Annotated in this window: 22 protein-coding genes; 19 read left to right on the top strand and 3 right to left on the bottom strand. The window is 43.4% G+C overall.

Translation table 11 applies throughout. The annotated features are described in order from the left end of the window. Window positions 1-373: 373 nt before the first annotated feature. The 19 genes from LCH52_04305 (at window position 374) to LCH52_04215 (ending at window position 21,338) form a co-directional block, all read left to right on the top strand. Entirely contained in the window at window positions 374-2,077 is a 1,704-nt protein-coding gene (locus LCH52_04305) for a T9SS type A sorting domain-containing protein (protein MCA0387695.1), read from the top strand. A gap of 141 nt (window positions 2,078-2,218) precedes the next feature. Beyond that, window positions 2,219-3,253: a hypothetical protein gene (locus LCH52_04300; protein MCA0387694.1), complete on the top strand. Its 1,035-nt coding sequence runs from the start codon at window positions 2,219-2,221 to the stop codon at window positions 3,251-3,253. Between the two features lie 12 nt (window positions 3,254-3,265). Continuing rightward, window positions 3,266-5,176, top strand: coding sequence for a T9SS type A sorting domain-containing protein (locus LCH52_04295; protein ID MCA0387693.1), 1,911 nt, complete (start codon window positions 3,266-3,268; stop codon window positions 5,174-5,176). Window positions 5,177-5,359: 183 nt separating this feature from the next. Continuing rightward, window positions 5,360-6,169 (top strand): TIGR00282 family metallophosphoesterase, encoded by an 810-nt coding sequence (locus LCH52_04290; GenBank protein ID MCA0387692.1) that lies wholly within the window; start codon window positions 5,360-5,362, stop codon window positions 6,167-6,169. Window position 6,170: 1 nt separating this feature from the next. Continuing rightward, a complete protein-coding gene (gene folD, locus LCH52_04285; protein ID MCA0387691.1) occupies window positions 6,171-7,049 on the top strand; it encodes a bifunctional methylenetetrahydrofolate dehydrogenase/methenyltetrahydrofolate cyclohydrolase FolD in 879 nt (292 codons plus the stop codon). A gap of 214 nt (window positions 7,050-7,263) precedes the next feature. Continuing rightward, window positions 7,264-7,926 (top strand): deoxyribose-phosphate aldolase, encoded by a 663-nt coding sequence (deoC, locus tag LCH52_04280; GenBank protein MCA0387690.1) that lies wholly within the window; start codon window positions 7,264-7,266, stop codon window positions 7,924-7,926. Then, the gene (locus LCH52_04275; GenBank protein ID MCA0387689.1) at window positions 7,895-8,122 is read left to right on the top strand and encodes a hypothetical protein; all 228 of its coding nucleotides are present in this window, start codon (window positions 7,895-7,897) and stop codon (window positions 8,120-8,122) included. Before deoC ends, LCH52_04275 begins: the two co-directional genes overlap by 32 nt. A 1-nt stretch (window position 8,123) precedes the next feature. Then, on the top strand, window positions 8,124-8,720 hold the full coding sequence (locus LCH52_04270) for an RNA methyltransferase (protein MCA0387688.1): 597 nt from the start codon (window positions 8,124-8,126) through the stop codon (window positions 8,718-8,720). 94 nt (window positions 8,721-8,814) lie between these two features. After that, window positions 8,815-10,098, top strand: coding sequence for a 3-phosphoshikimate 1-carboxyvinyltransferase (gene aroA, locus LCH52_04265; protein MCA0387687.1), 1,284 nt, complete (start codon window positions 8,815-8,817; stop codon window positions 10,096-10,098). Between the two features lie 4 nt (window positions 10,099-10,102). Further along, window positions 10,103-12,004, top strand: coding sequence for a M1 family metallopeptidase (locus tag LCH52_04260; protein MCA0387686.1), 1,902 nt, complete (start codon window positions 10,103-10,105; stop codon window positions 12,002-12,004). Window positions 12,005-12,110: 106 nt separating this feature from the next. Further along, window positions 12,111-12,950, top strand: a complete 840-nt coding sequence (gene thyA, locus LCH52_04255; GenBank protein MCA0387685.1) for a thymidylate synthase — start codon at window positions 12,111-12,113, stop codon at window positions 12,948-12,950. Continuing rightward, window positions 12,947-13,468, top strand: a complete 522-nt coding sequence (locus LCH52_04250; protein ID MCA0387684.1) for a dihydrofolate reductase — start codon at window positions 12,947-12,949, stop codon at window positions 13,466-13,468. Before thyA ends, LCH52_04250 begins: the two co-directional genes overlap by 4 nt. Window positions 13,469-13,667: 199 nt before the next feature. Further along, entirely contained in the window at window positions 13,668-15,644 is a 1,977-nt protein-coding gene (gene mutL / locus LCH52_04245) for a DNA mismatch repair endonuclease MutL (GenBank protein ID MCA0387683.1), read from the top strand. 264 nt (window positions 15,645-15,908) lie between these two features. Next, complete coding sequence (locus tag LCH52_04240; GenBank protein ID MCA0387682.1) at window positions 15,909-17,564, top strand: methylmalonyl-CoA mutase family protein; 1,656 nt, start codon at window positions 15,909-15,911, stop codon at window positions 17,562-17,564. Continuing rightward, on the top strand, window positions 17,561-18,448 hold the full coding sequence (locus tag LCH52_04235; GenBank protein ID MCA0387681.1) for a decaprenyl-phosphate phosphoribosyltransferase: 888 nt from the start codon (window positions 17,561-17,563) through the stop codon (window positions 18,446-18,448). Before LCH52_04240 ends, LCH52_04235 begins: the two co-directional genes overlap by 4 nt. Next, a complete protein-coding gene (locus LCH52_04230) occupies window positions 18,448-18,954 on the top strand; it encodes a hypothetical protein (protein MCA0387680.1) in 507 nt (168 codons plus the stop codon). Before LCH52_04235 ends, LCH52_04230 begins: the two co-directional genes overlap by 1 nt. Then, window positions 18,954-20,177, top strand: a complete 1,224-nt coding sequence (locus LCH52_04225; GenBank protein MCA0387679.1) for a hemolysin family protein — start codon at window positions 18,954-18,956, stop codon at window positions 20,175-20,177. Before LCH52_04230 ends, LCH52_04225 begins: the two co-directional genes overlap by 1 nt. Further along, window positions 20,170-20,583 carry a DCC1-like thiol-disulfide oxidoreductase family protein gene (locus tag LCH52_04220; GenBank protein ID MCA0387678.1) on the top strand — a complete coding sequence of 138 codons (414 nt, stop codon included), beginning with the start codon at window positions 20,170-20,172 and terminating at the stop codon, window positions 20,581-20,583. Before LCH52_04225 ends, LCH52_04220 begins: the two co-directional genes overlap by 8 nt. 2 nt (window positions 20,584-20,585) lie before the next feature. Next, window positions 20,586-21,338: a glycosyltransferase family 2 protein gene (locus tag LCH52_04215; GenBank protein MCA0387677.1), complete on the top strand. Its 753-nt coding sequence runs from the start codon at window positions 20,586-20,588 to the stop codon at window positions 21,336-21,338. Here the strand turns inward: LCH52_04215 and LCH52_04210 are convergent. From LCH52_04210 to LCH52_04200, 3 genes are read right to left on the bottom strand one after another with little or no spacing between them, the layout of a single operon-like run. Beyond that, window positions 21,335-23,194 (bottom strand): extracellular solute-binding protein, encoded by a 1,860-nt coding sequence (locus LCH52_04210; protein MCA0387676.1) that lies wholly within the window; start codon window positions 23,192-23,194, stop codon window positions 21,335-21,337. The genes LCH52_04215 and LCH52_04210 overlap by 4 nt on opposite strands. Then, window positions 23,184-24,047: an ABC transporter permease gene (locus tag LCH52_04205; GenBank protein ID MCA0387675.1), complete on the bottom strand. Its 864-nt coding sequence runs from the start codon at window positions 24,045-24,047 to the stop codon at window positions 23,184-23,186. The genes LCH52_04210 and LCH52_04205 overlap by 11 nt, the downstream gene beginning before the upstream one ends. Further along, on the bottom strand, window positions 24,037-25,119 hold the full coding sequence (locus LCH52_04200) for an ABC transporter ATP-binding protein (protein ID MCA0387674.1): 1,083 nt from the start codon (window positions 25,117-25,119) through the stop codon (window positions 24,037-24,039). Before LCH52_04200 ends, LCH52_04205 begins: the two co-directional genes overlap by 11 nt. Window positions 25,120-25,123: the final 4 nt, after the last annotated feature.

Here is a 25,123-nt window from a genome sequence, read left to right as displayed (position 1 = left end):
GCTGTTTCGAGGAGTTGAATGATATTAAAAACTTATACCTGTGCCCAACGGGGAGAGATTTCATACTCCACTTGTAACGCTGCCAACGGATAACAAACAGTAGCGAAAAATAACAGGATTGTAAACTTAAATGAGAATTAAAAAAGAGTAATGGTCATCAACTTGCCGGAAAGTATTAGACGGATGACCCGGTGTTCAGTAAATGGCTTATCAAAAGGAGTACCGTGATGTGGTACCAACTGAACAAACTCCCCCACTTTTAGGTCACTGTTTTTTGCCTATTTTATGATGGTACTTTGTTTTTTTTTGATATGTATTTTATTAATAACATAACAAAGAATTTATTCATTAACAAAGAGTGGGAGGAACCCAAATGAAACAATTTTACAGCACATTGTTATTCCTTGTAAGCATGGCCACCCTGCTCACAGCTCAAAGCGTGTATGAGCTTAACACGGGGCGGATAAAACTGCCTTTGGACAACCGGGGTGTGGTTGGTGAAGTAACGGTAAACGGCAGTTCGGGAGTGAAGTATGACGGCATTTCCACCATCTACTCGGGCGGTTTTGCCCTCTCGGGCATGAAGAACTCAACCCTCTGGGCTAACGGCGTGATGTCTGCCGCCCGTGTGTGGGACTTCATCCCCGGGAAAGCCGGCACACCCTCCAATGACCCTAAGAACCGGCTTTATGTGGTCTCCCTCAACGATCCCGCTTTCGGTACAAGCTGGCAGAACTGGAGCGATGCAGTAGCCCTCGGTGCCCGTTATTGGGACGGCAACAACGACGGCAACTATAACCCCGTCGATCTGAACAGCAACGGCAAATGGGATCCAAACGAGGACATGCCCGAAATACTCGGTGAGATCTCCGTCTGGTGTATTTTTAACGATGCCGCCGACACCGCCCTCCGGAAGTTCAAAGATGTTCTCCCGATGGGAATTGAAGTGATGCAGACGGTATATGCCTTTCCCCATTCGGATGTCGCAGAGATCCGTGATGCCGTCTTCTTCAGGTATGAAGTGAAAAACACGGGAAGTGTTGTGCAGGATCTTTCGGATATGATATTCGGAATGTACTCCGACACCGACCTTGGGAACTACTCCGACGACCTCACGGGTACCGATGTGGCGAGAAACTCGGCATACTACTACAACCGGACACCCGACAGTCAGTTTGGCAACAACCCTCCGGCGGTATTCCACTCATTCCTGCTCGGAACCCCGGTCTTTATCCCCGGAGAAACCTTCACCGACAACAACAACAACGGTGTTTATGATCCCGGTACCGATATCCCCCTCGACAGCGCGGTGCTCCACTTCGGCAAACCTTTCCCGAAACAGTATGTCCCGGGAGCAAAAAACTCCGGAGTAACGGGAAGCATAATGTTCCTGAGCTCCCACCCCACACAGGGAGACTTCCTCACCACTTCGCAGCTCCGCAACTACATGGAGGGGAAACGCCCCTCGGGTGACCCGATGGATCCCTGCAACTGGCAGTGGGGTGAAGTAAGAGGTGGTGTTCCATGCGCGGGCATCGATAACAGACTGATCTACTCCGGCGACCCTGTTGCGAATACCGGGTGGATCGATAATCACCTTGCGGATAAAAGGAACATTGTGTCATCGGGCAGGTTTAATCTTTCCGCCGGCAGCACGGCAACCTTCCACACGGGTATCATTATCGGCAGGGGAAGCGATCAGTTCAACTCGATCACGGTTACGCGTGCCGCTTATGATACAATACTTAACCGCGTTCATCTCGGCACTGCTGATGTACCGCTCGGCATTGAGGAAACCACGGGAACGCTCCCCCAGGGTTTTACACTTGAACAGAACCACCCGAATCCCTTTAACCCTGAAACCGTTATCCGTTACGCGTTGCCCGTTACCGGTTGGGTGAACGGCACGGTTTACGATATCCTCGGGCGAGAAGTGGCAACCCTGATCGATGGTGAAACCCCTGCCGGCAGTCACCAACTGAAGTTCAATGCAGCAGGTCTCCCCTCGGGCGTTTACATCTTCCGCCTTGAAACGGGTAACCACTCGGCTGCAATTAAGATGGTGGTGAATAAGTAGAACTTCAGAACTTCAGAGTTTCAGAACCTCAGTACGCCGCGGCGCATCGGAGTTACTGAGGTTCTGAAGTTCTAAAACTTTCCCTTTCCAAAAAATTACTTATTTTCAGGCACAGGATATTTTTTATTCGCAGGAATTAATATGATAAAAAGAAACAAATTTTTAGTCAAGACCCTGTCTTTGATGGTTTTCATGATGGTAGCGGGTTTTCCCCAGAGCAGGATTGAAAATTTCAATTTCTTTAGTGCAGAGCGAATAGAAAGCATGGACTGGATTTTTTATTTTTCCAATGCATATCACAAAACCTGGAAAGCCTTCAATCCCTATGCAAGTGCCCATCGTCTCGAACTCCGTCATGAATCCGGCAAAGACACACTTCTGGACGGGAAATATTACCGGACCAACCTGAATGCACCCTTAAACTCAAAGATAATATACGGACCTTCGGTTTGGCAATCCTCTCCGTACAGGGAAGAAAGAGGCTACAGACAGGTTACCAGATACAGAGTACCGGCTAATGAGTGGTGCCTTGATACCATCCGGTACAGAGTTGATTTCCATTTGAGAAGACTCTCGAACGGGGACGGGATCAGAAGGCCTCATGATACTCTGTGTCTTGCAAAAGTAATCATTCACTATGAAGACGGGGGTCTGGTGAAGGATTCCGTGATCTCTCATGCAGTCCGTTCAGGGGAACTGGTTAATACAAATCTTTGCTACATTTCTTATAAACTTGGCTTTCTTGAAGACAACACCTCCCCTGTTGAGTTTGCCGGAAACCACACCTCCGGAAAGAAACTCCTGGGAATAGAGTTTGAATTGGAAAACAAAACCACCCGTGAATTATATGCCGTTGAGAGTATTGAAGTTTCAGATTCGTTTATTTGGGAAAATTACTTTTCGCCGACAGGAAGTTCCGAAAGAATGAGCCGTCTTTTGTATTATCTCAAATCATTACAAACAGATGATAATATAAATGCTTCATTTACATCCCTGGTCGAGGATTATGAAATTGAAATACCGGTTCCCAATTCAGTAGATAATTATGATGCGATACAAATACTCGGGGAATCAATCGCATATCTTTACAAAGAGGGACTGGTACAACCGGTTAAGAAACTGCAGAGCCCTTTACGGACATCATCCAACAATATCATCTTGCAGCAGGAGAGGTAAGAGGAGACAGATATGACGAAAAGATTGTCTCCTGATGATTCCGGTTGCAAGAGAAATCAAATGACTGCATTCCTGTTTACTGTATTGCTATGCAGTCTCATAACAAATGTGCATGGTACTATCCGCTATGTGAAATCGGGTAACCCTGCCCCACAACCGCCCTACACATCCTGGGCAACCGCCTCAGACAGCATTCAGAAATGTGTGAATGTATGTCAAAGAGGTGACACTATCTATGTCGGAGCGGGGGTGTACAGGGAACGGATATACAAGACTCCCCCGAATCTTACCATTTTAGGTGAGGAGATGCTCTCAACTATAATTGACTGTCAGGGGCTGGAGGGTGCAACACTTTTCGACAGAACAATATTTTCAATTTCTGATTCCTTGGTGGTAGAAAATTTCACTCTAATTGGCAACAGAAACTCAGATAATTACCGATTGATAACTACAGCCTTTTTAGACTCCGGTTTCATTCAAAAAGCAAGTCGGAGCAGTCTTTCTTATTCTACATTAAGAAATTTCGGAAAAGCGATTCATTTCAGTAATGGGGTGATATCTGACAATATTATGATTAATGTCGATATTTTTTGTGATGTTAGTTTAGATGGTCAGAATGAGGATTCAGTTTTTTTAATAAATAATGTTTTTGTGCATCCCCTCTATTCAATGTCTCATTTCATCAGAAATTACCAGGAATATCCCCGAATTTTTATCCGAAATAACATATTTACAAAACCATTTGTTTCCTCTGATTTTTACAATAAGTTATACACCACAGCGTTTACAATTGACCCCCGGGTCGAATTCTCTAACAATCTCTTTTATACAAAATCCTACAACTCTGATGAGAACCCTTTTGTACCTGCAACCGGCACCATGTCATTCTTCAACAATGTATTTTGCATTTCAGAGGGTCCCGGCTGGGATTACCGCAAAGACTTCATGGTCTCCTCCGGCAATGTAACCTTTACCAATAATGTGGTTTACGGGTTTGATAAAGGTATCTGGAACAGCTCCCCCAATCTGAAGGTAAACAACAACTGTTTCTGGAATGTACCCACCCCGATTAGCGGAACTCAGCCACCACTTGTAAACAGCGGGAATCTGTATGTTAATCCGATGTTTGTGAAGGATTACGGTGACTTTCCCGACATCGATTTTCATCTCCAGATGTATTCCCCCCTTATAAATGCGGGAGACTCAACGATACTTGACAGGGACGGAACGAGAAGCGACATCGGTTTCTACGGTGGACCGTATGGTGAAAGTTATACATATCAGGATTATGCTCCCCGTGTTCCGGCGAGAGTGAAACTCCGCTCCACGGGTACACAGGGAATCTATGAACTCTCTTGGAGACCAAACACGGAATCAGACCTGAACAGATATGAGGTATATGCCGACAGTACCAGAGGATTTACCCCCGACACAACGAAGATGATCTGGAACGGTACGGATACACTGTTTAACTTCGTACACGAGAAACCGTACAACAAACCTGTCTTTTTTAAAGTAAAGGCAGTGGATAACCAGAATCTAAAGAGTGATGCGAGTGAGGAGACGGGAATAGTACCCGTATCGGTTGATGAGGGAGATGTTATTTCAGAAGATTATCACCTTTATCAGAACTATCCGAATCCTTTTAACCCTTCCACAACGATAGAGTATAAACTAAAGACAAGGTCGAGGGTACGGCTTGATATCTACAACTCGAGTGGTGAACTGGTGAAGACAATGATAAACAAGGAACAGGAGGGGGGATATTATTCGCTGACGGTAACCGCGGAAGATATTGCAGCACCGGGGAGTAAAACCGGAGGGGTTGCGAGCGGGGTATATATCTATCGCATCAATGTGATAGATAGTGAAAAGAACATCCCCGTATATATTCAGAGCCGGAAGATGGTACTTTTGAAATAGAACCTCAGAGTTTCAGAACCTCAGAACTTCAGAGTTACTGAGGTTCCGGGGTTCCGGAGTTCTGAAGTTCTACAGGGGGGCAGCCTTTTTAGTTTTGACTTTGGTTCCAAATATGATATCGTTCCAACCCGACAATCGATACTCTAATTTTTGCTATATTTAGGATTCAGATTAAGGAAATTTATGGCGACAATCAACATATTGTTTATCGGAGACATCGTGGGGAAACCGGGTTTTGAAATGGTACTCACATGGCTGCCGACATTTCAACAAAAATATAAAACCGATGCAATAATAGTTAACGGGGAAAACACAAACGACGGGAAAGGGATTCTACCAAAAGAGGGAGAGGCACTTTTCAATTTGGGAGTAAGAGTTATAACAGGGGGAAACCACACCTGGGATAAACCTCAGGCTCAGGAATATTTTAAAAATGAACCCCGCGTTTTGAGACCTCAGAACTACCCGAGGGGTGCCCACGGCAACGGACACTACATTTTCGAGACTGCAAAAGGGAAGGTTGCGGTTTTGAATCTTCAGGGCAGAACATTTATGCCGATAATAGATTGTCCCTTCAGATCTGCTGAATGGATTCTTGCAAACAAAATAAAGGGGGAGGCAAAAGTAATAATTGTCGATTTTCACGCCGAAGCGACAGCCGAAAAGCAGGCACTTGCCTATCACCTCGACGGGAAGGTATCTGCCATACTTGGTACACATACACATGTGCAGACAAATGACGAAAGAATCTTTCCACAGGGAACGGCATTTATTTCTGATGTCGGCATGACGGGTCCTTACAATTCAGTAATCGGTATGAAGGTGGCACCCGCGCTAAACAGATTTTTGTATCAGACACCTCAAAAATATGAGACAGCTCTTGAAGATGTGCATATCTGCGGAGTTTTTCTGAAGATTGATACCGAAACAGGTAAAACTGTTGAAATAGAGAAATTTATTTTTCCTGAATTTGATAAAACAGCACAAAACTGATATGATTCTTATCGACGGTAAAAAAGTATCCAGTGAGATCAAAGCCGAACTCAAGATTGAGATTGAAGAACTCAGACTCAAAACAGGGAGGGTTCCGGGACTTGTAGTCATAATAGTCGGCAATAACCCGGCGAGCGAAGTTTATGTAAGAAACAAACATAAATCATGTGGTGAAGTCGGGATAAATTCGGTTGTTGTGAACCTGCCGGAGGATACCACTGAAAAAGAACTTCTGAAGACTGTTGAGTATTACAATGAAAATCGTGATTTTCACGGGATACTCGTTCAGTTGCCTCTTCCAAAGCAGATAAATGAAGATGTGATAATCAGGGCGGTTAATCCCAAAAAAGATGTTGACGCTTTTCACCCCCAAACAGTCGGTGAGATGGTAACAGGTAATCCCGGATTTCTGCCGTGTACACCTGCAGGTGTTGTGGAACTGCTAAAGAGATATGATATTGATCCGGCAGGAAAGCATGTGGTTGTGGTGGGTAGAAGCAACATAGTCGGCAAACCTGCCGCACTTCTTTTGATGCAGAAAAAGAAATTTGCAAATGCAATAGTAACAGTTTGTCATTCGGCAGCCAGGGATATTTCTGTATTCACAAAGCAGGCGGATATCCTGATAGCGGCAATGGGAGTTCCTAAATTTATCAAAAAAGAGATGGTAAAAGAGGGAGTTGTTGTTATAGATGTGGGGACAAACAGAGTGGAGGACGCCACTTCAAAGACGGGATACAGACTTGTGGGTGATGTCGATTTTGACAGAGTTTCGGAGGTCGCCTCGTATATTACACCCGTTCCGGGTGGTGTAGGACCGATGACCATCGCAATGTTATTAAAAAACACAGTAAAAGCATTCAAAGATTACGGAATGTAAAATGGATTCAACCAGAATTTCAAAAATTGTGCATCAGGCACTGCTCGAGAGAAAACTTAGCGATTTTTACTGCACTTCAGAGACCTGCAAGGGGTGGGAACGAAATGTGGTAACACAACCTCTGACAGTTAATAAAATTGTGAATGCGGGTGCGGAAAGAATTTCTGCCGGAATTGGTGTGGGTCACGAGCTCAGCGATCACGAACTCGCAAGGATGATTGACCATACCCTCCTTAAACCCGATGCAACGATTGCCGAAATAAAAACTCTTTGTGCAGAGGCGAAGCAGTATGAATTTGCGAGTGTATGTGTGAATCCTTGCCATGTAAAACTGTGCAGCGATCTGCTCAGGGGGACGAGAGTAAAAGTTTGTACCGTTATCGGCTTCCCTTTGGGTTCCAACCCGACTGCTGTAAAAAGGGCTGAAGCGGAGCAGGCAATGGCAGAGGGAGCGCAGGAACTTGACATGGTAATTAATGTCGGCTGGCTGAAATCGGGGATGTACCGTGAGGTTTTTGAAGACATTCAACAGATTGTGATTCCTGCGAAAAACAGAAGAATAATTGTAAAAGTGATCCTTGAGACATGTCTTCTGACAGATGAGGAGATCGTAAAGGCTTCGCTGATCTGCAAACAGGCAGGTGCAAATTATGTAAAAACCTCCACCGGCTTCTCGAAGGGGGGTGCAACGGTGCAGGCGGTCGCTCTGATGCGGCAGGTTGTGGGTACCACACTCGGAGTGAAGGCATCAGGTGGAATAAGGACCACGGAAGATGCAAAAGCGATGGTGGAAAGCGGTGCCGACAGAATTGGTGCCAGTGCCAGCGTAAAAATTGTGACGGGCGGTGGCAGTGGTTCTGGAACTGGTAGTTACTAAGACAGACGACGGCTTTACTGCCGAAATACCATCACTTCACGGTTGCGAAAGCTGGGCTCATTCCGAGGATGAAGTGATGGACAAGATTCTCGAACTTGCTCTTTTCTATCTCAAGATTGATGACATCAAACGCCTCAAGCTGGACAAATCGAGAGGCGACTTCACCTTTAGTATTTACAAACTGATTGTAAAGTAAATTGGAAAAATCCCGCGAAATTACACAATCCCGCCGCGAAAAGATTCTTCGTGTAGCAGCAAACAGACAGAATGATCTCACTTTAGTACTTGAAAACATACACGACCCCCACAATGTGAGTGCAATTCTAAGAAGTTGCGATGCTGTGGGCATAAAAAAAGTATCACTCCTCTACAATATTGAAAAATTCCCGAAACTTGGCGGTAAGTCATCAGCTTCAGCATCGAAGTGGGTGGAGACTGAAAAATTCAAAACCGTTGATGATTGCTACACTTCGCTTCGTGAAAAAGGATTTATCATCGCAGCCAGTTATCTGGATGAAAATTCGAGATCGCTTTATGACATCGATTTCACCCGTAAGGTTGCTTTTGTAATGGGAAATGAGCACAGAGGTGTTTCACCCGATGCACTCGCCAAAGCGGATTTCAGTTATTACATTCCCATGAAAGGGATGATTCAAAGTCTTAATGCCTCGGTTGCCGCTGCAGTATCTGTTTATGAGGCGATGAGGCAGAAACTTCTCGCAGGACATTATCAGCAGTCCCGGCTTCCGGATGATGAATATGAAGAGATGGTTTCGAAGTGGATGAAGAAATAGCTCCTCAGGTGGAAGAATACTGAAACAAAATTAAAAAAAGATAAAAGAAGAAAAATATCAGTCGAATTTTGGCTGAAATGAATATGGAAAGACTATGACTTTAAAGACAATCAAGCAGATACAAAGAGTAAAAGGTGAACTGACCTTTTCTGGCGACAAATCGGTATCTCACAGGGCTGTGATTTTTGCTGCAATGGCTGAAGGGGAGTCGGTGATTAAGAATATTTCTCACAGTGCCGATGTCGAATCATCCATCAACTGCCTGAAAGAGCTGGGAGCCGGATTCGAAAAGAGAGGGGAGGATCTGGTTGTAACGGGTGTTGGTTTTAAGGGATTCAAAAAGCCTGAGAAAGATCTTGATGCCGGAAATTCAGGGACGACCGCACGACTTTTGGCAGGACTTCTTTCTGCTCAGGATTTCGAATCAACCCTCACAGGTGATGATTCCCTCAGAACCAGACCGATGGAGAGGGTGGCAAATCCCCTCAAGAAAATTGGTGCCAAAATTGAGCTTACGGGCAACTCCCTCCCGATGACGGTCAGTAAAGGGAAGTTCAAATCGGCTGAGATTACTCTTGAAGTGGCGAGTGCACAGGTAAAAAGTGCACTGATTCTCGCGGGGTTACATCTCGGAAGAGGCAAATTGACTCTGATTGATCCATTTGAAACGAGAAATCATACCGAGGAGATGCTCGGGATTCCAAGGGAGGCACACCCCTCGGGAAAAGTAATGACCGTTTCAAAAGCATACTATCCAAAACCGGGAGAGTTTACGGTTCCGGGTGATATTTCGAGTGCGATGTTCTTCATAGTTCTTACCCTGATAGCGGGGGATACCCTCAGAATTAAAAATCTCCTTCTTACGCCTGAGCGGACAATGGCGATCGAAATTCTGAAACGAATGGGTGGTCAAATAATTGTGGACAGGGAAGAGACGGGAAACTGTGGCAAGTCGGGCGATATTTTTGTTAAAAGATCCGACCTTATAAATATAGAAATTGACCCTGAAGAGATTCCCCTTATTATCGATGAAATTCCCGCTTTAACCATTGCCGGACTTTTTGCAGAGGGGGGATTTCAGATAAAAAATGCAAAAGAACTTAGAGTGAAAGAGACAGACAGAATCTCCGCAATTGTGAAAAATCTTCAGTTCTGCGGTGCGGGAGTGGCAGAGTATGATGACGGATTCCTTTTGTACGGAAAGGATTTGGATGATTTTGCCCTTTTTGAGAGCTACGGCGATCACAGAATCGCGATGGCTTTTTCAATTCTTGCGGCACTTCTGAATCAGGGGGGGAAAGTAAATGAATCAGAGTGTGTCGCGGTTTCCAATCCCGCTTTTTATGATCAATTAGACTCAATTTCCAAAAAGGACTGACACAATGTTCCGGTTTGCAATCGTTCCGTTAATCATTCTTCTGTCATTCTCAGGCTTCGCCCAGAACTTTGAAATAAATGAGTATATGCCCCTGAATATCAGAGAGGCGGTTGAAAGCGGATTTCGGACTCCGGAGGGAAAACCGGGGAAAAATTATGTGATGAACGATGTTGCTTACAAAATTGATGCAGAATTGTTTCCCGTCGAGGGAGTGGTAAAAGGAAAAATCAATATCGAATATAAAAACAACTTTCCCAAAAACCTCACAAAACTCGTTCTGAGATTATATCAGGATGCATTTAAAAAGGGAGTGGCGAGGGATTTTCAGATCAATCCAAAAGATGTGCATGACGGCACTGTAATATCCGACCTGAAAATTGATGGTGTGGAGATCGATTTAAAAAGCGGGATGATTAACAGGTCTGGCACATTAATGACGATAAGTCTCGATTCACCTTTGTTAAGTGGTGCAAAGGTTTCGCTCGCAATGAATTGGGAGGCTAAAATTCCGGAGATATCCAGAGTCAGAATGGGGAAATACAGCGATTCAACCCTCTTCGTTGCCTACTGGTACCCCCAGATGTCAGTTTATGATGATCTTCAGGGATGGGACATGCAAAACTACACCATGAATCAGGAATTTTACAATAATTTTGCAGATTTTGATGTAAAAGTTACCGTTCCCGAGGGATTCCTTGTTTGGGCAACGGGAGAATTGCAAAACCCGTCAGAAGTATATTCAGATGCAATTCTTGACTCATGGAAAAAGGCTATGAACTCTGAAAAGATTGTAAACATCATCACAAATGAGAACAAAACCGCCCTGAAGACGAAAAAAGGGAAAAACACCTTTTATTATAAAGCCAAATTCGTTCCTGATTTTGCATTTGCTTCTGCAGTTGATTATCTATGGGATGCTTCAACCATGATTGTGGATAAAAAAACAGGCAGAAAAGCTTTTGTATCAGCAGTTTATAACGAAAATTCGGAAGATTTTTATCAGGTTGCTGACATTGCGGTTAAGGCAATAAACTATTTTTCCGAAGATTTACCGGGTGTCCCTTATCCGTACCCTGTGATGACTGTCTTTAATGGTCAGGGAGGTATGGAGTTTCCGATGATGGTGAACGACGGGTCCGAAAATTCGTATGCCTCGGCCGTGGGGCTCACTTCTCACGAAATTGCACACACATATTTCCCGTTTTTTATGGGAACAAATGAAGTGAAATATGCTTTTATGGACGAGGGCTGGGCAAGAATGATTCCTTACAAATTTCAGAAAGAAGTCGGGAAATACAATCCGGTAGCAAACCAGATGAAGGCTTTCGACGAACTCGCCGGACGAGAGTTTGAAGTGCCGCCTATGGTACCTTCAATTCAACTTAAAGGACAAACCTACAGAATGGCAGCCTATAACAGACCTTCACTTGCTTATCTCTTTTTGCAGGATATTATGGGTGAGGAGAAATTCCGTGAAGCCATGAGATATTATATCTCATTGTGGAACGGAAAGCACCCGATGCCGTTTGACTTTTTTAATACCATGAGCAGTTTCTATGGTGAAGACCTTAGCTGGTATTTTAAATCGTGGTTTTTTAACTGGGATTATCCTGACATGACATTGAAATACAGTTTAATCGACGGAGATAAAACAAAAGGGAAGGGAGCCGGGGATGGTGAAGTGGCGGTTGTGGTTGAAAACAAAGGGAGACTCCCGTTGCCAGTACGAATCTATGAAGTAAACGGGGATAACAAGAAACTCATTTACTCCAAAACCGCTCTCGTATGGAAAGAAGGAAGAAAATCACTTAATATCAACCTGCCTGTGCTGCGAAAAGGTGCATCCTACCTGCTTGGTGACGAAAATGTTCCTGATGTGAACAGAGTTGATAATCTTTTGAAGTAACTCTTGAACCCTGTTTGAGAGTAAGTAATTGCCATTAGACATTCTCCCGAATTTTGTAAATTGCGGTTTAATTTTTTCTTAAATCCCTCTAAACAGAACAGCAAAGATGAAAGAATACCTGGACCTTGTCCGTCTCGTAATGAACGAAGGAGTTCGTAAACCATCACGGACGGGGATTGATACGATATCTTATTTTTCAGCGAATTATCGTGTGGATATTTCAAAAGGATTTCCACTTCTGACGACCAAAAAGATGATCTGGAAATCGCTTTTACACGAAGTTTTATGGTATCTCTCGGGTGAAGACCACATCAGGAATTTGAGGCAGCACACAAAGATTTGGGATGCCTGGGCTGACGAGGAAGGAAATCTTGAAACCGCCTACGGTTATTACTGGAGGAAATTTCCCTCCGCTGAAATGGATGAAAACGGTAACTGGCAGGTAAGGCAGGTTGATCAGATAAGATATATTATTGACGAAATAAAGAGAAATCCATACAGCCGCAGACTGATTGTAACAGCCTGGGAACCGGGAAATGCCACAAAAAGCAAACTTCCTCCGTGTCACTACACCTTTGCATTTAATGTTCAGGGGAACAGACTGAACTGTCACCTTACCCAAAGATCGGGGGACATAGCTCTCGGAATACCTTTCAACCTTGCGGCTTACTCGATGCTCACCATGATAATCGCAAATGAAACGGGACTTGAGCCGGGGATTTTCAGTCACACCATTATAGATGCTCATATATATGTAGCCGATAAAGGAACCCCGCAGGAGAAGTATGACCACCTCGAAGGATTGAAATTACAGCTTGAGAGGGTACCGCTTCCACTTCCCACACTTAAAATTGCCAAAAAACCGATTGATGAGTTGAAATTCGAGGATTTTGAACTGGTTGGATATACAAGTCACCCTGCGATTAAATTCGAGGTTGCCGTTTGAAGCGAATAATTATCGTCGCTGTGGCAAATAATTTCGTAATCGGCAAAGCCAACGGTGACATGTCGTGGAATGTAAAAGAGGATTTTGACCATTTCAAGGCTACCACCATCGGTTATCCCGTTCTTATGGGGCGAAAAACATACGGTTTTTTCAAAAAACCTCTGCGGGACAGGGAACATATAGTTATAACCCGCGATAAAAACTTTGATCCAAAATTTCCTGAAGTGAAGGTTTTTCATTCACTTGAGGAGGGCTTTGAATATGCAAGCACCATTTCCAAAGAAAAAATGTTTATAATTGGCGGGGGTGAAATTTACCGGCAGGTTCTCGAAAAAGGACTGGTGGATGAGATGATAATTTCGTGGATGAGGTTTTCTGCCGAAGGAGAGGTGACTTTCCCACGGTTTAGCTTTGAGGAGTGGAACCTTGTAAGCAGTGAAGCACGGGATGAGTTTGTAATTGCAAGGTACGAGAGAACTTCGGAACTTCAGAACTTCGGAACTTCGGTGATAGAATAAACCGCAGAGAACGCAAAGAACGCAAAGAAAGTATCCGTGAAATCTGTGTAAAATCCCTGAAATCCGTGTAACTATCTGAAACCGCAGAGGACGCAAAGAACGCAAAGAGAGTATCCGTGAAGTCTGTGTAAAATCCGTGAAATCCGTGTAACTATCTGAAACCGCAGAGGACACAAAGAACGCAAAGAGACAAAAAAAGATGAAAATAAGAGTTTTACCTGAGAATATAGCAAGCAAGATTGCGGCGGGTGAGGTCATCCAGAGGCCTGAATCGGCTGTGAAGGAGTTGATGGAAAACTCTATTGATGCCGGTGCCACTGAGATCGAACTCGTCATTAAAAATGCCGGGAGAACTCTCATAAGAGTGATCGACAATGGTGAGGGGATGACCGAAGAGGATGCTCTGGTTTCCATTATGAAGCATGCTACAAGCAAGATTGTGGTGGAGAGTGATCTTGATGCGATAACAACTCTTGGATTCCGGGGTGAGGCATTAAGTTCGATGATTGCTGTTGCACAGTTTGAAATGAAAACGGGAACAAGCAATGAGCAGCTTTCCACTGTAATTAAAATAGATGACAGCCGAACGATCACGAAGGATCAGGGTGGTTATTTTAAAGGAACGGATATTAGTGTAAAGAATCTTTTTTACAATATTCCCGCAAGAAGAAATTTTTTAAAGTCTGATTCCACAGAATTGCGTCATGTAATCGATGTATTTCAGAGGCTTGCATTGGGGCGACCTGATATAAGTTTTAAATTTTTTACGGATGATTCGCTCGTGCATGATTTCCCGGCGTGTGAACTTGTCGAAAGACTTGCACAGGTTTTTGGGGATAAAGTAAGAAACAATACAATATTCGTTGAAGAAAAAACCGATTATCTTTCGATAAAAGGCTATTTGGGTAAGCCTGCACTTGTGAAGAAGGCAAGGGGAGACCAGTATCTTTTTCTGAACGGAAGGTTTGTTTCGTCGAAGCAGGTGAATTTTGCAGTTTTTAATGCTTATGAAAATTTCCTTGAGAAGGGGGACTATCCTTTTTTTGTCCTTTTTCTCGAGATTGATCCTGCCAAGGTGGATGTAAATGTCCATCCCTCAAAACTCGAAGTGAGATTTGATGAGGAGAAGGATATATATAACTTTGTTAGTGCAGTGGTCAGAAAAGGTCTTGGGGAATTTGATCTTGTCCCTTCACTTTCATTTACGGTGAACAGTCTTGGTGAGACCGAAAAACTTGGTTTTGACAACTATTCCAGAACGCAAAGAAGTGATTTCAGTGACAGACCCGAAAACACTCAACGATCTGCAAACAACTGGGAGAGAGATTTCCGGTCAGGTTCCTCTTCCATTCCCAAGCGTCCCGTGATAAATGACAGCGATATCGACCTGATATTTGGCGCCATTTCGCGAAGAGTAGAAACGGGGGAAGAGACCGATGACGAGAATCATCCATTTGCAGATGCAGGTTCGGGTGATGGTCAGGGAAATGCAACTGCATTTGGAGGTAAGTCAGTGAGTGTTGGATCATACGGTGATAAAAATGTGGATGCCTACACTCCGAAGATTTTTGAGAGAATACCCGCTGACACTGCGGAGACCGACTCGACACCCTTTATCATTCAGTTGCACAACAAATACATATTGTGCCAGATTAAAACGGGTCTGATGATAATTGATCAGCATGTGGCACATGAGAGAATTTTATATGAAATGGCAAAAAAGCAGTTGACGAGAGGGATGCCCCTTTTTCAGCAGCTTCTTTTCCCAAAAGTGATTCATACGGACCCCGCGAGGGTGATGCTGGTTAAGGAGTTGCAGGAATATCTTCAGAGGCTGGGTTTTATTGTAAAAGTAATTTCCAAAACAGATCTGGTTGTTGAAAGCATCCCTTCACAGGTGAAGACGGGTGAGGAAGAAAAGATTCTTTTGGAAATTCTTGATCAGTATATTGAGAACAGGGAAGAGAAAATTTTGGATGCCACTGAAAACATGGCAAAATCATTCTCGTGTAAAGCTGCAATCAAAGTGGGTGACCGGCTCTCGCAGGAAGAGATGCGACGGCTGATAGACGAACTCTTTGCCACCGAGAATCCATATGTCTGTCCACACGGAAGACCTGTCGTTCTGAAAATCTCACTTGATGAATTCGACAGAAGGTTTGGGAGAACATCTTGAGGTATTAGGTATGAGTTATTAGTTATGATTTTTCATACCAAATACAATAGCCTGTGGTTTTAACCACAGGGGGAATGAATCAACGAACACAAAATACAATAGCCTGTGGTTTCAACCACAGGGGTAATGAATCGACGGACACAAAATACAATAGCCTGTGGTTTTAACCACAGGGGGATTAATTTTGAATGCATTGAATTCTTGACGGCTGAAATTTGAAATTGGGAGTAGGAAGAAAAACGAAACGAAAAACAGGAGATCAATATGAGTAATTCGATTTACAACGAAAAGCTGAACGAGTACAATCAAAAAGTTGCCCGTTCGAAAGACAAGGGACTGAAGTACACCACAGTGAGCGGTGAACCCGTTAAGGTGCTTTATGGTCCGCATGACATAGAGAATTTTGACTACAATCGCGATTTGAGTTTTCCCGGTGAGTATCCATACACCAGAGGAATTCATCCAAACGGGTACCGGGGAAAGGTGTGGACGATGCGGCAGTTTGCCGGATTCGGTTCACCCGAGGATACAAATGAGCGATTCCATTATTTATTGAAAAATGGTCAGACGGGTCTTTCGGTTGCTTTTGATCTTCCAACACTTATGGGCTGGGATGCCGATGCACCTCTCAGTGAAGGGGAAGTGGGAATATGCGGAGTTTCAATCTCTTCCCTGAAAGATATGGAAATACTGTTTAAGGGAATTCCTTTGGACAAGGTTTCCACTTCCATGACTATAAATTCACCTGCTGCAATGATTTTTGCTTTTTATCTCGCAGTAGCGCAGAAGCAGGGAGTTGATTTTAAGAGTCTCAGAGGTACACTTCAGAATGATATTTTGAAAGAGTATATAGCACAAAAGGAATATATTTATCCTCCACATCCATCAATGCGAATCATTGTGGACATGATCGAGTATTGCACAAATGAAGTGCCGCAATGGAATCCCGTTTCTGTGAGCGGTTATCATATAAGGGAAGCAGGCTCCACATCTGTTCAGGAACTTGCATATACTCTTGCCGATGGTTTTGCCTATATCGAAGCTTGTATGGAACGAGGTATGGACATTGATGAATTTGCCCCGAGAATATCATTTTTCTTCAATTCACACCTTGATTTCTTCGAAGAAATTGCCAAATTCAGGGCTGCAAGAAGAATATATGCCAAGAGAATGAAGGAAAAATATGGTGCAAAAAATCCGAGAAGCTGGTGGTTGAGGTTCCATACCCAGACCGCAGGGTGTACACTCACTGCACAACAGCCTGAAAACAATATCGTAAGAACTGCATTTCAGGCGCTTGCCGCAGTTTTGGGTGGTACACAGTCACTTCATACCAATTCCATGGATGAGACACTTGCACTTCCGAGCGAAAAAGCGGTAAAAATTGCATTGAGAACACAGCAGTTGATAGCTTATGAGACGGGAGTAATCAACTCTGTCGATCCGCTTGCCGGAAGCTACATGGTTGAGTCGATGACTGACAAAATGGAAGCAGAAGCAAACAGAATATTTGATGAAATTGATTCACTTGGCGGTGTAATTCCTGCTATTGAGACGGGTTACTTCCAAAAACAGATTGCGGACGCTGCCTATGCCTATCAAAAAGAAGTGGATAAAAAAGAAAAAATAATCGTCGGTGTGAATGAATTTGTTGAAACTGACGAGAAAATTGATATTCCCATTCTGACAATTTCGCCCGAAGTGGAAAAGATTCAGAGGGAACGGCTCGCCGATTTGAAACAACACAGGAGCAGTGCCGGGGTTGAAGCATCACTCGAAGCAATAAAAAATGCCGCCGAAAACGGTAACAATTTGATGCCCGAGTTTGTGGAAGCTGCGGCAAACTATGTTACACTCGGTGAGATGATAGATGTATTAAAAGAACCATTCGGAATATATACGGAAGAAGCGGTATTTTGATTTTCAAAAAATATCTGAGATTGATCAGGGCACCACACTGGATTAAGAATGTTTTCCTGTTTGTGCCCCTGGTCTATTCCCGGAAGCTTTTTAGTCCCGATGACCTGATCCTTTCACTTCTCGGATTTGTAGCATTTAATTTTGCTTCGAGCATTGTCTATGTGCTGAATGATATCATCGACAAGGACAGGGACAAGCTGCATCCGAAAAAGAGATTCAGACCGATCCCGTCGGGTGAAATCAGTGTTCAAAATGCCCTTTTTGTTTTGCTTGGGCTGGGTATCCTTGTTGTTCTTTTCTCCTTAAAACTGAATTTCCAGTTTCAGATTATAGTGATTTTATACATTCTGCTAAACACAGCCTACTCATTTAAGCTGAAAAACATTGTGTTACTGGATATTTTTTCAATAGCGGGCGGTTTTATATTAAGAGTTTGGGCAGGAACTGTGGTAATAGGAGTTGAGGCTTCAAGCTGGCTGATTCTTATTACACTTTTCATTTCCCTGTTTCTTGCGGTGATGAAAAGAATGTCGGAGTCGGAACTGCTCAGTTCGGAAGATCAGGATTCAGTTCCGGTCAGACGGGTGCTTGAGAACTATTCACGGAGATTCATCGATCAGATATCTGCTGTTTCTGCGGGAAGTGTAATTGTTTTTTACACCCTTTACACTGTTTCACAGAGAACGGTTGAAACTTTTGGAACCGAAAAACTGATCTATACAACCGGATTTGTAGTGTTTGGAATTTACAGATACATGTATCTCGTTTATCTTCATAACAGAGGGGAGAGTACGATTGAAATTTTATTCAAAGATATTCCTACAATACTGAATGCAATTTTATATCTTTCGGCTACAATTCTGATTGTTTACAAGGTTTTATGATGAGACTTCACAACTTAAAATTTATGCCGGTTCTGCTTTCCATGGTTTTTATTGCTGGATGCTGCAATTGTGAGAAAGAGAGCAATTCGATGGAGAACGGGAAGACGGTGGAAAATGCAGTTACCCAAGGTTTTCTCAAGATAGACAGAGCGGAAGCCTGGATTGACATGATGCCGGGTGGTCCCAATGGTTTTCTTTTCACAGGAGATGCGATGTTTGCTGCCTGGGAGAAACCTGAAATCGACAGTATAGTCTGTTTGAATGCCATCATATATGCGGAGGGCAAGGAGTTAAAAAAGTTTCCGTTTTTAATCCTCCCCGAGGATGACAAACTTCAGAAACCGGGTAAGTCAAGTTTTATCAATTTCAGATTTTCCTCAAAAGAGCGGAACAGCACTTCCGGCTTGAAGGATTTGAAAGCTATCGACCTTAAGCTGGAGATCAGATACAAAGGTGAGACTTATAAGGGGAGAATTGACGGTATCGAGGTAAAGAGAACATACTGATGGAGACGCAACTTCTTCTTCTTGGAATATTGATTTTGATGAGTGCCTTCTTCTCGGGGACTGAAATGGCATACATTGTCTCCAACAAGCTCAAAATTGAGATAAAAGCAGGGAAGAACAATCCGGGTGCGAAGGCTGCACATTATTTCATCAATAATCCCGAGAAATTCTTTTCCACACTTCTGATTGGCAACAACATCGCGAATATCACTTTTGCCTCCATTTCCACCATTTTCTTAGCAGAACGGTTTGGTTTCAATGAATTTGAGATTCTGATAATTTCCACCATGGTTATCTTGTTTTTTGGTGAACTGATCCCAAAATACATCGGCAGGGAACTCAGCACGACCATGTTAATTGTTTTCTCTATTCCGATGCGTGGTCTTTACATAGTGTTCTATCCTCTTGTCAAGCTTGCAAGTTATTTCACCCTCTTAATAAGTCGAAAAAAATCAACCTCCGATTCACTTCTTGATCTGGTTCGTCGTGAAGACCTCCAGTTGCTGATAGAGGAAGGAGAGAATGCCGGAAATGTGAACAAGAAGGAAGGGAAGGCAATCAGGAAACTGATCGAGATGCAGGATCAGCGGGTTAATGAGGCAATGAGACCCAGGACCGAAATTGTGGGTGTGGAAATAAACAGCAGTCTTGAAGAGGTTATTGAAACATTTATCGAATCGGGTTACTCGAAACTTCCTGTGTACGAAGACAATCTTGACAACATCACGGGATTTGTACTTGCCTACGACCTCTTTAAACAGCCGGCGTATCTGTCTGAAATTGTCCGTCAGATACTGAATGTTCCCGAGACGAAAAAAAGCGTTGATATGCTGAATGATTTTCTTAGGGAAAGAATCTCGATCGCAGTCGTGATAGATGAATTTGGAGGAACCGCCGGAATTGTGACTGCAGAAGACCTGATTGAGGAAGTGTTTGGTGAGATTAAAGATGAATATGATGTTGAAGAGAATGTCTGCCGTCAGACGGGGGATAACGAATACCTGATTGGTGGAGATGTTGAAGTTGACAGCATTAATGAAAAATTTGATCTTGGTATTCCGGATGGAGATTACAATACGATTGGTGGTTTCATAATGGCAGAGACGGGGAATATTCCTGCACAGGGTGAGATAGTTACCGCGGGTATATTCAGGATTCATATTATCCGGTCGTCTGCAAGAAGAATCGAAATGATCAAACTCTCACAGATAGAAGATGTTTGATCTCCCAAAAGATAAGTTTGTAATCCTGTTCGATGGTGTATGTAATTTCTGCAATTTTTGGGTGAATTTTATAATTGACAGAGATAAGAACGATAAATTCCGGTTTGCATCGCTTCAGTCAGACCTTGGACAGGAAACCCTCTCCAATTTAAAACTCTCACAGACGGATTTTGATACATTTATACTTCTGAATGGAGAAAAACATTACACAAGTTCAAGTGCCGGTCTCAGGGTGGCGAGAGAACTGGGTGGCTTTTTCGGAATCTTATATATATTCATTATTGTTCCCCCTTTTATTAGAAACGGAGTCTATTCTCTTATAGCGAAAAACAGATACAGGTTTTTCGGCAGGGAAGAGGCGTGCAGAATTCCGACTCCTGAAACCCGGAAGAAATTTTTAGGCTGAGCTTGCAAAAAATATCCATTTCAATTATTACCCTCAACGAAGAAAAAAATATTGCCCGTTGTCTGAAAAGCGTTGCCTGGGCTGATGAAATTATCGTGGTGGATTCAGGAAGCAAGGACGGGACTGTAGAGATCGCAAAAGGATTGGGAGCAAAAGTAATCCACAATGAATGGAAAGGTTTTTCGGAACAGAAAGACTTTGCCTTGAGAAGCTGCACAAATGAATGGGTTCTGAGTCTCGATGCTGATGAGGAAGTTTCAGAAGAGCTGAAAAACGAAATCACTGGCATACTTCAGGCAGACCCCTCGTTTGATGGCTTTTACATCCCCCGCAAGACTTTTTTTAACGGGAAATGGATAAAATCGTGCGGCTGGTACCCCGGATTTCAGCTTCGGCTGTTCAAAAAAAGCCTCACCAGACTTACTGATCGAAAAGTTCATGAAGGATTTGTCGTTGCCGGCGAGGTTGGCTATCTGACAAAGGATATACTTCACTACACCCATTTTGACCTTAAAAGCACCTTTGCAAAGATCAACAATTATTCCACTCTCGAAGCTGAAGAAAGCTATCTTACAAAGCGCTCCACACCTTTGAATTTCATTGTCAATCCTCTCGCAGCTTTCCTGCAGCATTACATCCTCCGCCGCGGTTTCACAGACGGAGTAGAAGGACTGATAATCTCAATACTTCACGCTCTTACAAATCTCCTCACCTATATGAAAATTTGGGAGATGAGGAGAGAGAAGAAAACCTAATAATTCATCAGCCTTGTCCAGGCAATATCGAGTTTTGTGTTAAAGTCTCCGAGATCTTTCAGCATGGTGAATGATTTTATCTGTTCGGGAGTGGGGAAGAGGAGTGAATTCTTTTTTATCTGTTCAGGGAGAAATTCGGCAGCACCTGTATTTGGCATCGGGTAGAGAACTTTTGCGATGTTGAGGGCGGTGTTCCGGGGTTCGAGAAGGAAGTTTATGAATTTGAGGGCATTCTGCCGGTTGGGTGCCTGAGCCGGGATGCTCATATTGTCGAGGAAGATATTGGTTCCTTCAAGCGGGGCGATAAAATCGAATTTCGGGTCGTTTTGCATAATTTTGAGGGCAGTACCGAGGTCGGTATGGGCGAGCCACACTTCGCCTGAGTAGAGATATTCCTGCACAACGCTGCTCTCATATTTCTTTAACAGCCTCTTTTGGTTTTTTAGCATTGTAAGAGCCCGTTCGAGATCGGCTTCACTTCTTTTTTCGATGTCCATCCCAAGATAATTATACACCACTGAGAAAACCTCTCTCATGTCATTCATCATGATGATCTTTCCTTTGAAGCGTTCATCCCAAAGGATACTCCACGATGCGGGCGGGTTTTTCACCATTTCCCTGTTGTAAACAATTCCCATGTAACCATATGCATAAGGGATGTGAAAATCACCTTTTGGGTCGAAATAACCCGATTTGAAAGAACGGTCGATGTATTTATAATTTGGAATTGCTGTCTTGTCAATTTTTCCCAGCATCCCTTTCTTTAACATGATATCCACCATATAATCGGAAGGGAAGATGAGATCGTATCCGTTATATCCCATCTGCAGTTTTGACAGCATCTCCTCGTTGTTGCTGTAATAATCGAGGTTTACCTTGATATCATATTTTGCTTCGAATTCATCTATTATTTTTTGATCGATGTATTCAGTCCAAATGAACACATTCACCTGCTCACGGTTGCCGAGCCAGAAAGAAACGGAGGCAATACCAAGAGTAAATATGATAAAAACGGAAACTATGTAGCGGGGTTTGATTTTTTCGAGCAGATTAGATTTTTGCAGAAAAAATGATGAGACAAGTGCGATGGAGGTCAGTATGATCAGAATTGTTGATACGGCATTTATCTCGGGAGTGATCGCAAATTTGATCATTGAATAGATTTTTACGGGTAGTGTGGATGCCCCCGTCCCTGCCGTAAAAAAAGTGATAATAAAATCATCGACACTCAAAGTGAAAGCAAAAATTGCTGCCGAGAGTACTCCCGGGTAGATGACAGGGAGTACAACTTTGAAAAATGTTGCGGAGGGAGTAGCTCCCAGATCAAGACTTGCTTCCTCGAGTTTAAAGTCGAAGTGATCGAGGCGGGCACCCACAATCAGAATCACAAATGAGACGGAAAACGAAATGTGAGATATAATAACAGTGGTGAGCCCAAGTCCCAAACCCAGCGCGTTGAAAAGTGTCAGAAGAGCCATTCCGAAAATAACTTCCGGAAGAATTACAGGGATGTAGATGAAATTTCTGAAGACTGATTTGAATTTGAAATTATATCGTGCCATCCCGTATGCAGCCAGGGTTCCAAGAATTGTAGAGAAAAAGGTGTTGGCAACAGCTACGATCACTGTGTTTTTTATTGCAGCCCAAAGTGAAATATTCTCGAATGCACTCCGGTACCACTTCAGACTGAATCCCTCCCATGATGTAATTCTGTTTGACTCGTTAAAAGAAAAAAACATTGTTATTATCACGGGAAAGAGAAGGAAGAGTCCAATGGCAAATGAAGTCAGGACAGTTCCTTTGGAGACTTTTATGCTCTGTTTTTCGAAGCGTTCTTCACCGGCGTTACCGTTCATTCGAATCCTCATCTTTTGAATATGGATTGAAATATTTCAGGTAGGCGGCGGTCACTATCACCACGAGGATAACAATTATCGAACTGAAGGCGGCACCGAGGGGGAGATTTCTTGAGTGAGAGAACTGTTGTGTGATCAGATTTCCGATCATATAGTTGTTGATTCCACCGAGAAACTCGGGGACGAGAAAATTTGTGAGAGTTGGAACAAACACAAATACGATTCCGGCTGCAAGTCCCGGAGCTGACCAGGGGACAATAATCTTCCAGAAAGTCTTTACTCTCCCCGCCCCGAGGTCCTGTGACGCTTCAATAAATGAGTGGTCTATTTTATCGAGTGATGCATAAACTGGCATTATAAGGAAAGGAAGGTTGATATAGACGAATGACAGGTAGAGAGAAAATGTATTGTTGATCAGAGCCAGGGGTTTATCAACCAGTCCGCACCAGATCAGGAAATTGTTTACAAGTCCGTTTTCACCGAGCAGAATTATAAACGAATAAACCTTTACGAGAAAATTGGTCCACAGCGGAAGTGTAATGCAAAAAAGTAAAAAGTACTTTAACCTGCTTCGTGTAAAACTCAAGTAATATGCGACAGGAAACCCGAGTAACACAGTGGTGACAGTTACACCTAAAGAAACCAGAAGAGATCTTACAAAAACTCCGAGATAAAGGGGTTCAAACACCTGACTGAAATTTTCGAAAGTGAATCCTTCCTTTATTCCACCGTATGCATCTTTTACCGCAAAGGCATATCCTGCAATGAGAAGAAGAGGAATAAAAAAGAAGATGAACAGCCAAAATCCCGGCGGTGCGAGATAAAAAAGGAAATCTCTTTTTTTAGTTTTCACTAACTATCCAACCTGAAGAGTCTTCCCACTTAAGGAAACACTGATCGCCGGGAATAATGGAGTTTAAGTTCTCACTGCCCGGGTGGCGATGAGATTTCACAAGAAGGGAGGTGCCGTTCCCGGTAACAAATTCGAAATCGATGGAATCACCGAGATAGACCCTGTGCTTTAGAACTGCCGGGAGGGAGTTTCCTGTTATTTCATCCGGACTTCTGGAGATCGAGATATTTTCGGGTCTCAGGCAAAAGTATGAACTGTTTCCAAGTCTGAAATCACCACCGGATTTGAAGTTGATAGTGTGGGTGTCGAAAAGTTTAATTTTATAGTGGTCATCAACTCTGCTGATTATCTCGGCGGGAAGAAAATTCATTTTACCTATAAAACCGGCGGTGAAACGGTCAGCAGGTTTTTCGTACAGAGCGGCAGGAGACGCCAGTTGTGAAATTCTTCCGTTGTTTATAAGTGCTATTCTGTCGGCAAGTGAAAGGGCCTCATGCTGATTGTGGGTGACATACAAAAAAGTGATTCCGAGGTTTTTCTGCAGATCAGTGAGCTCAATGAGGGTGCGTTCAGCGATTTTTTTATCGAGTGATGACAATGGTTCATCGAGGAGTAAAATTTTAGGGCGGTTTATGATTGCCCGGGCAACCGCCACTCTTTGTTGCTGTCCTCCTGAAAGGGTTGAAGGTAGTCTCTTCCCGAAACCCTGCAGACCGAGGGAATCGAGCGTCTGATTTACTCTCTCCCCGATTTCTGAAGCGTTGATTCTTTTCACTTTGAGGCCGTAAGCAACATTGTCATAGACCGAAAGATGTGGAAACAGGGCAAAATTCTGGAAGACGAGGTTGAAATCCCTTTTGTATGCGGGAAAGGAAGTGATATCCAGACCGTTTAATACAATTGAGCCTTTCGTCGGGGTCTCAAATCCTGCAATCATTCTCAGGAGGGTGGTTTTGCCACAACCACTGGGACCCAATAGACAGAAAAATTCACCCTCGTCTATCGTAATTGATATATTATCAACAACTGTTGTCTTTCCAAATGTTTTTGTAATGTTTCGTAATTCGAGCATCTTT

It is taken from the genome of Bacteroidota bacterium (assembly GCA_020161395.1).
Lineage (GTDB): Bacteria > Bacteroidota > Ignavibacteria > Ignavibacteriales > Ignavibacteriaceae > UTCHB3.
This window is presented reverse-complemented; position numbering and strand designations above follow the sequence as displayed.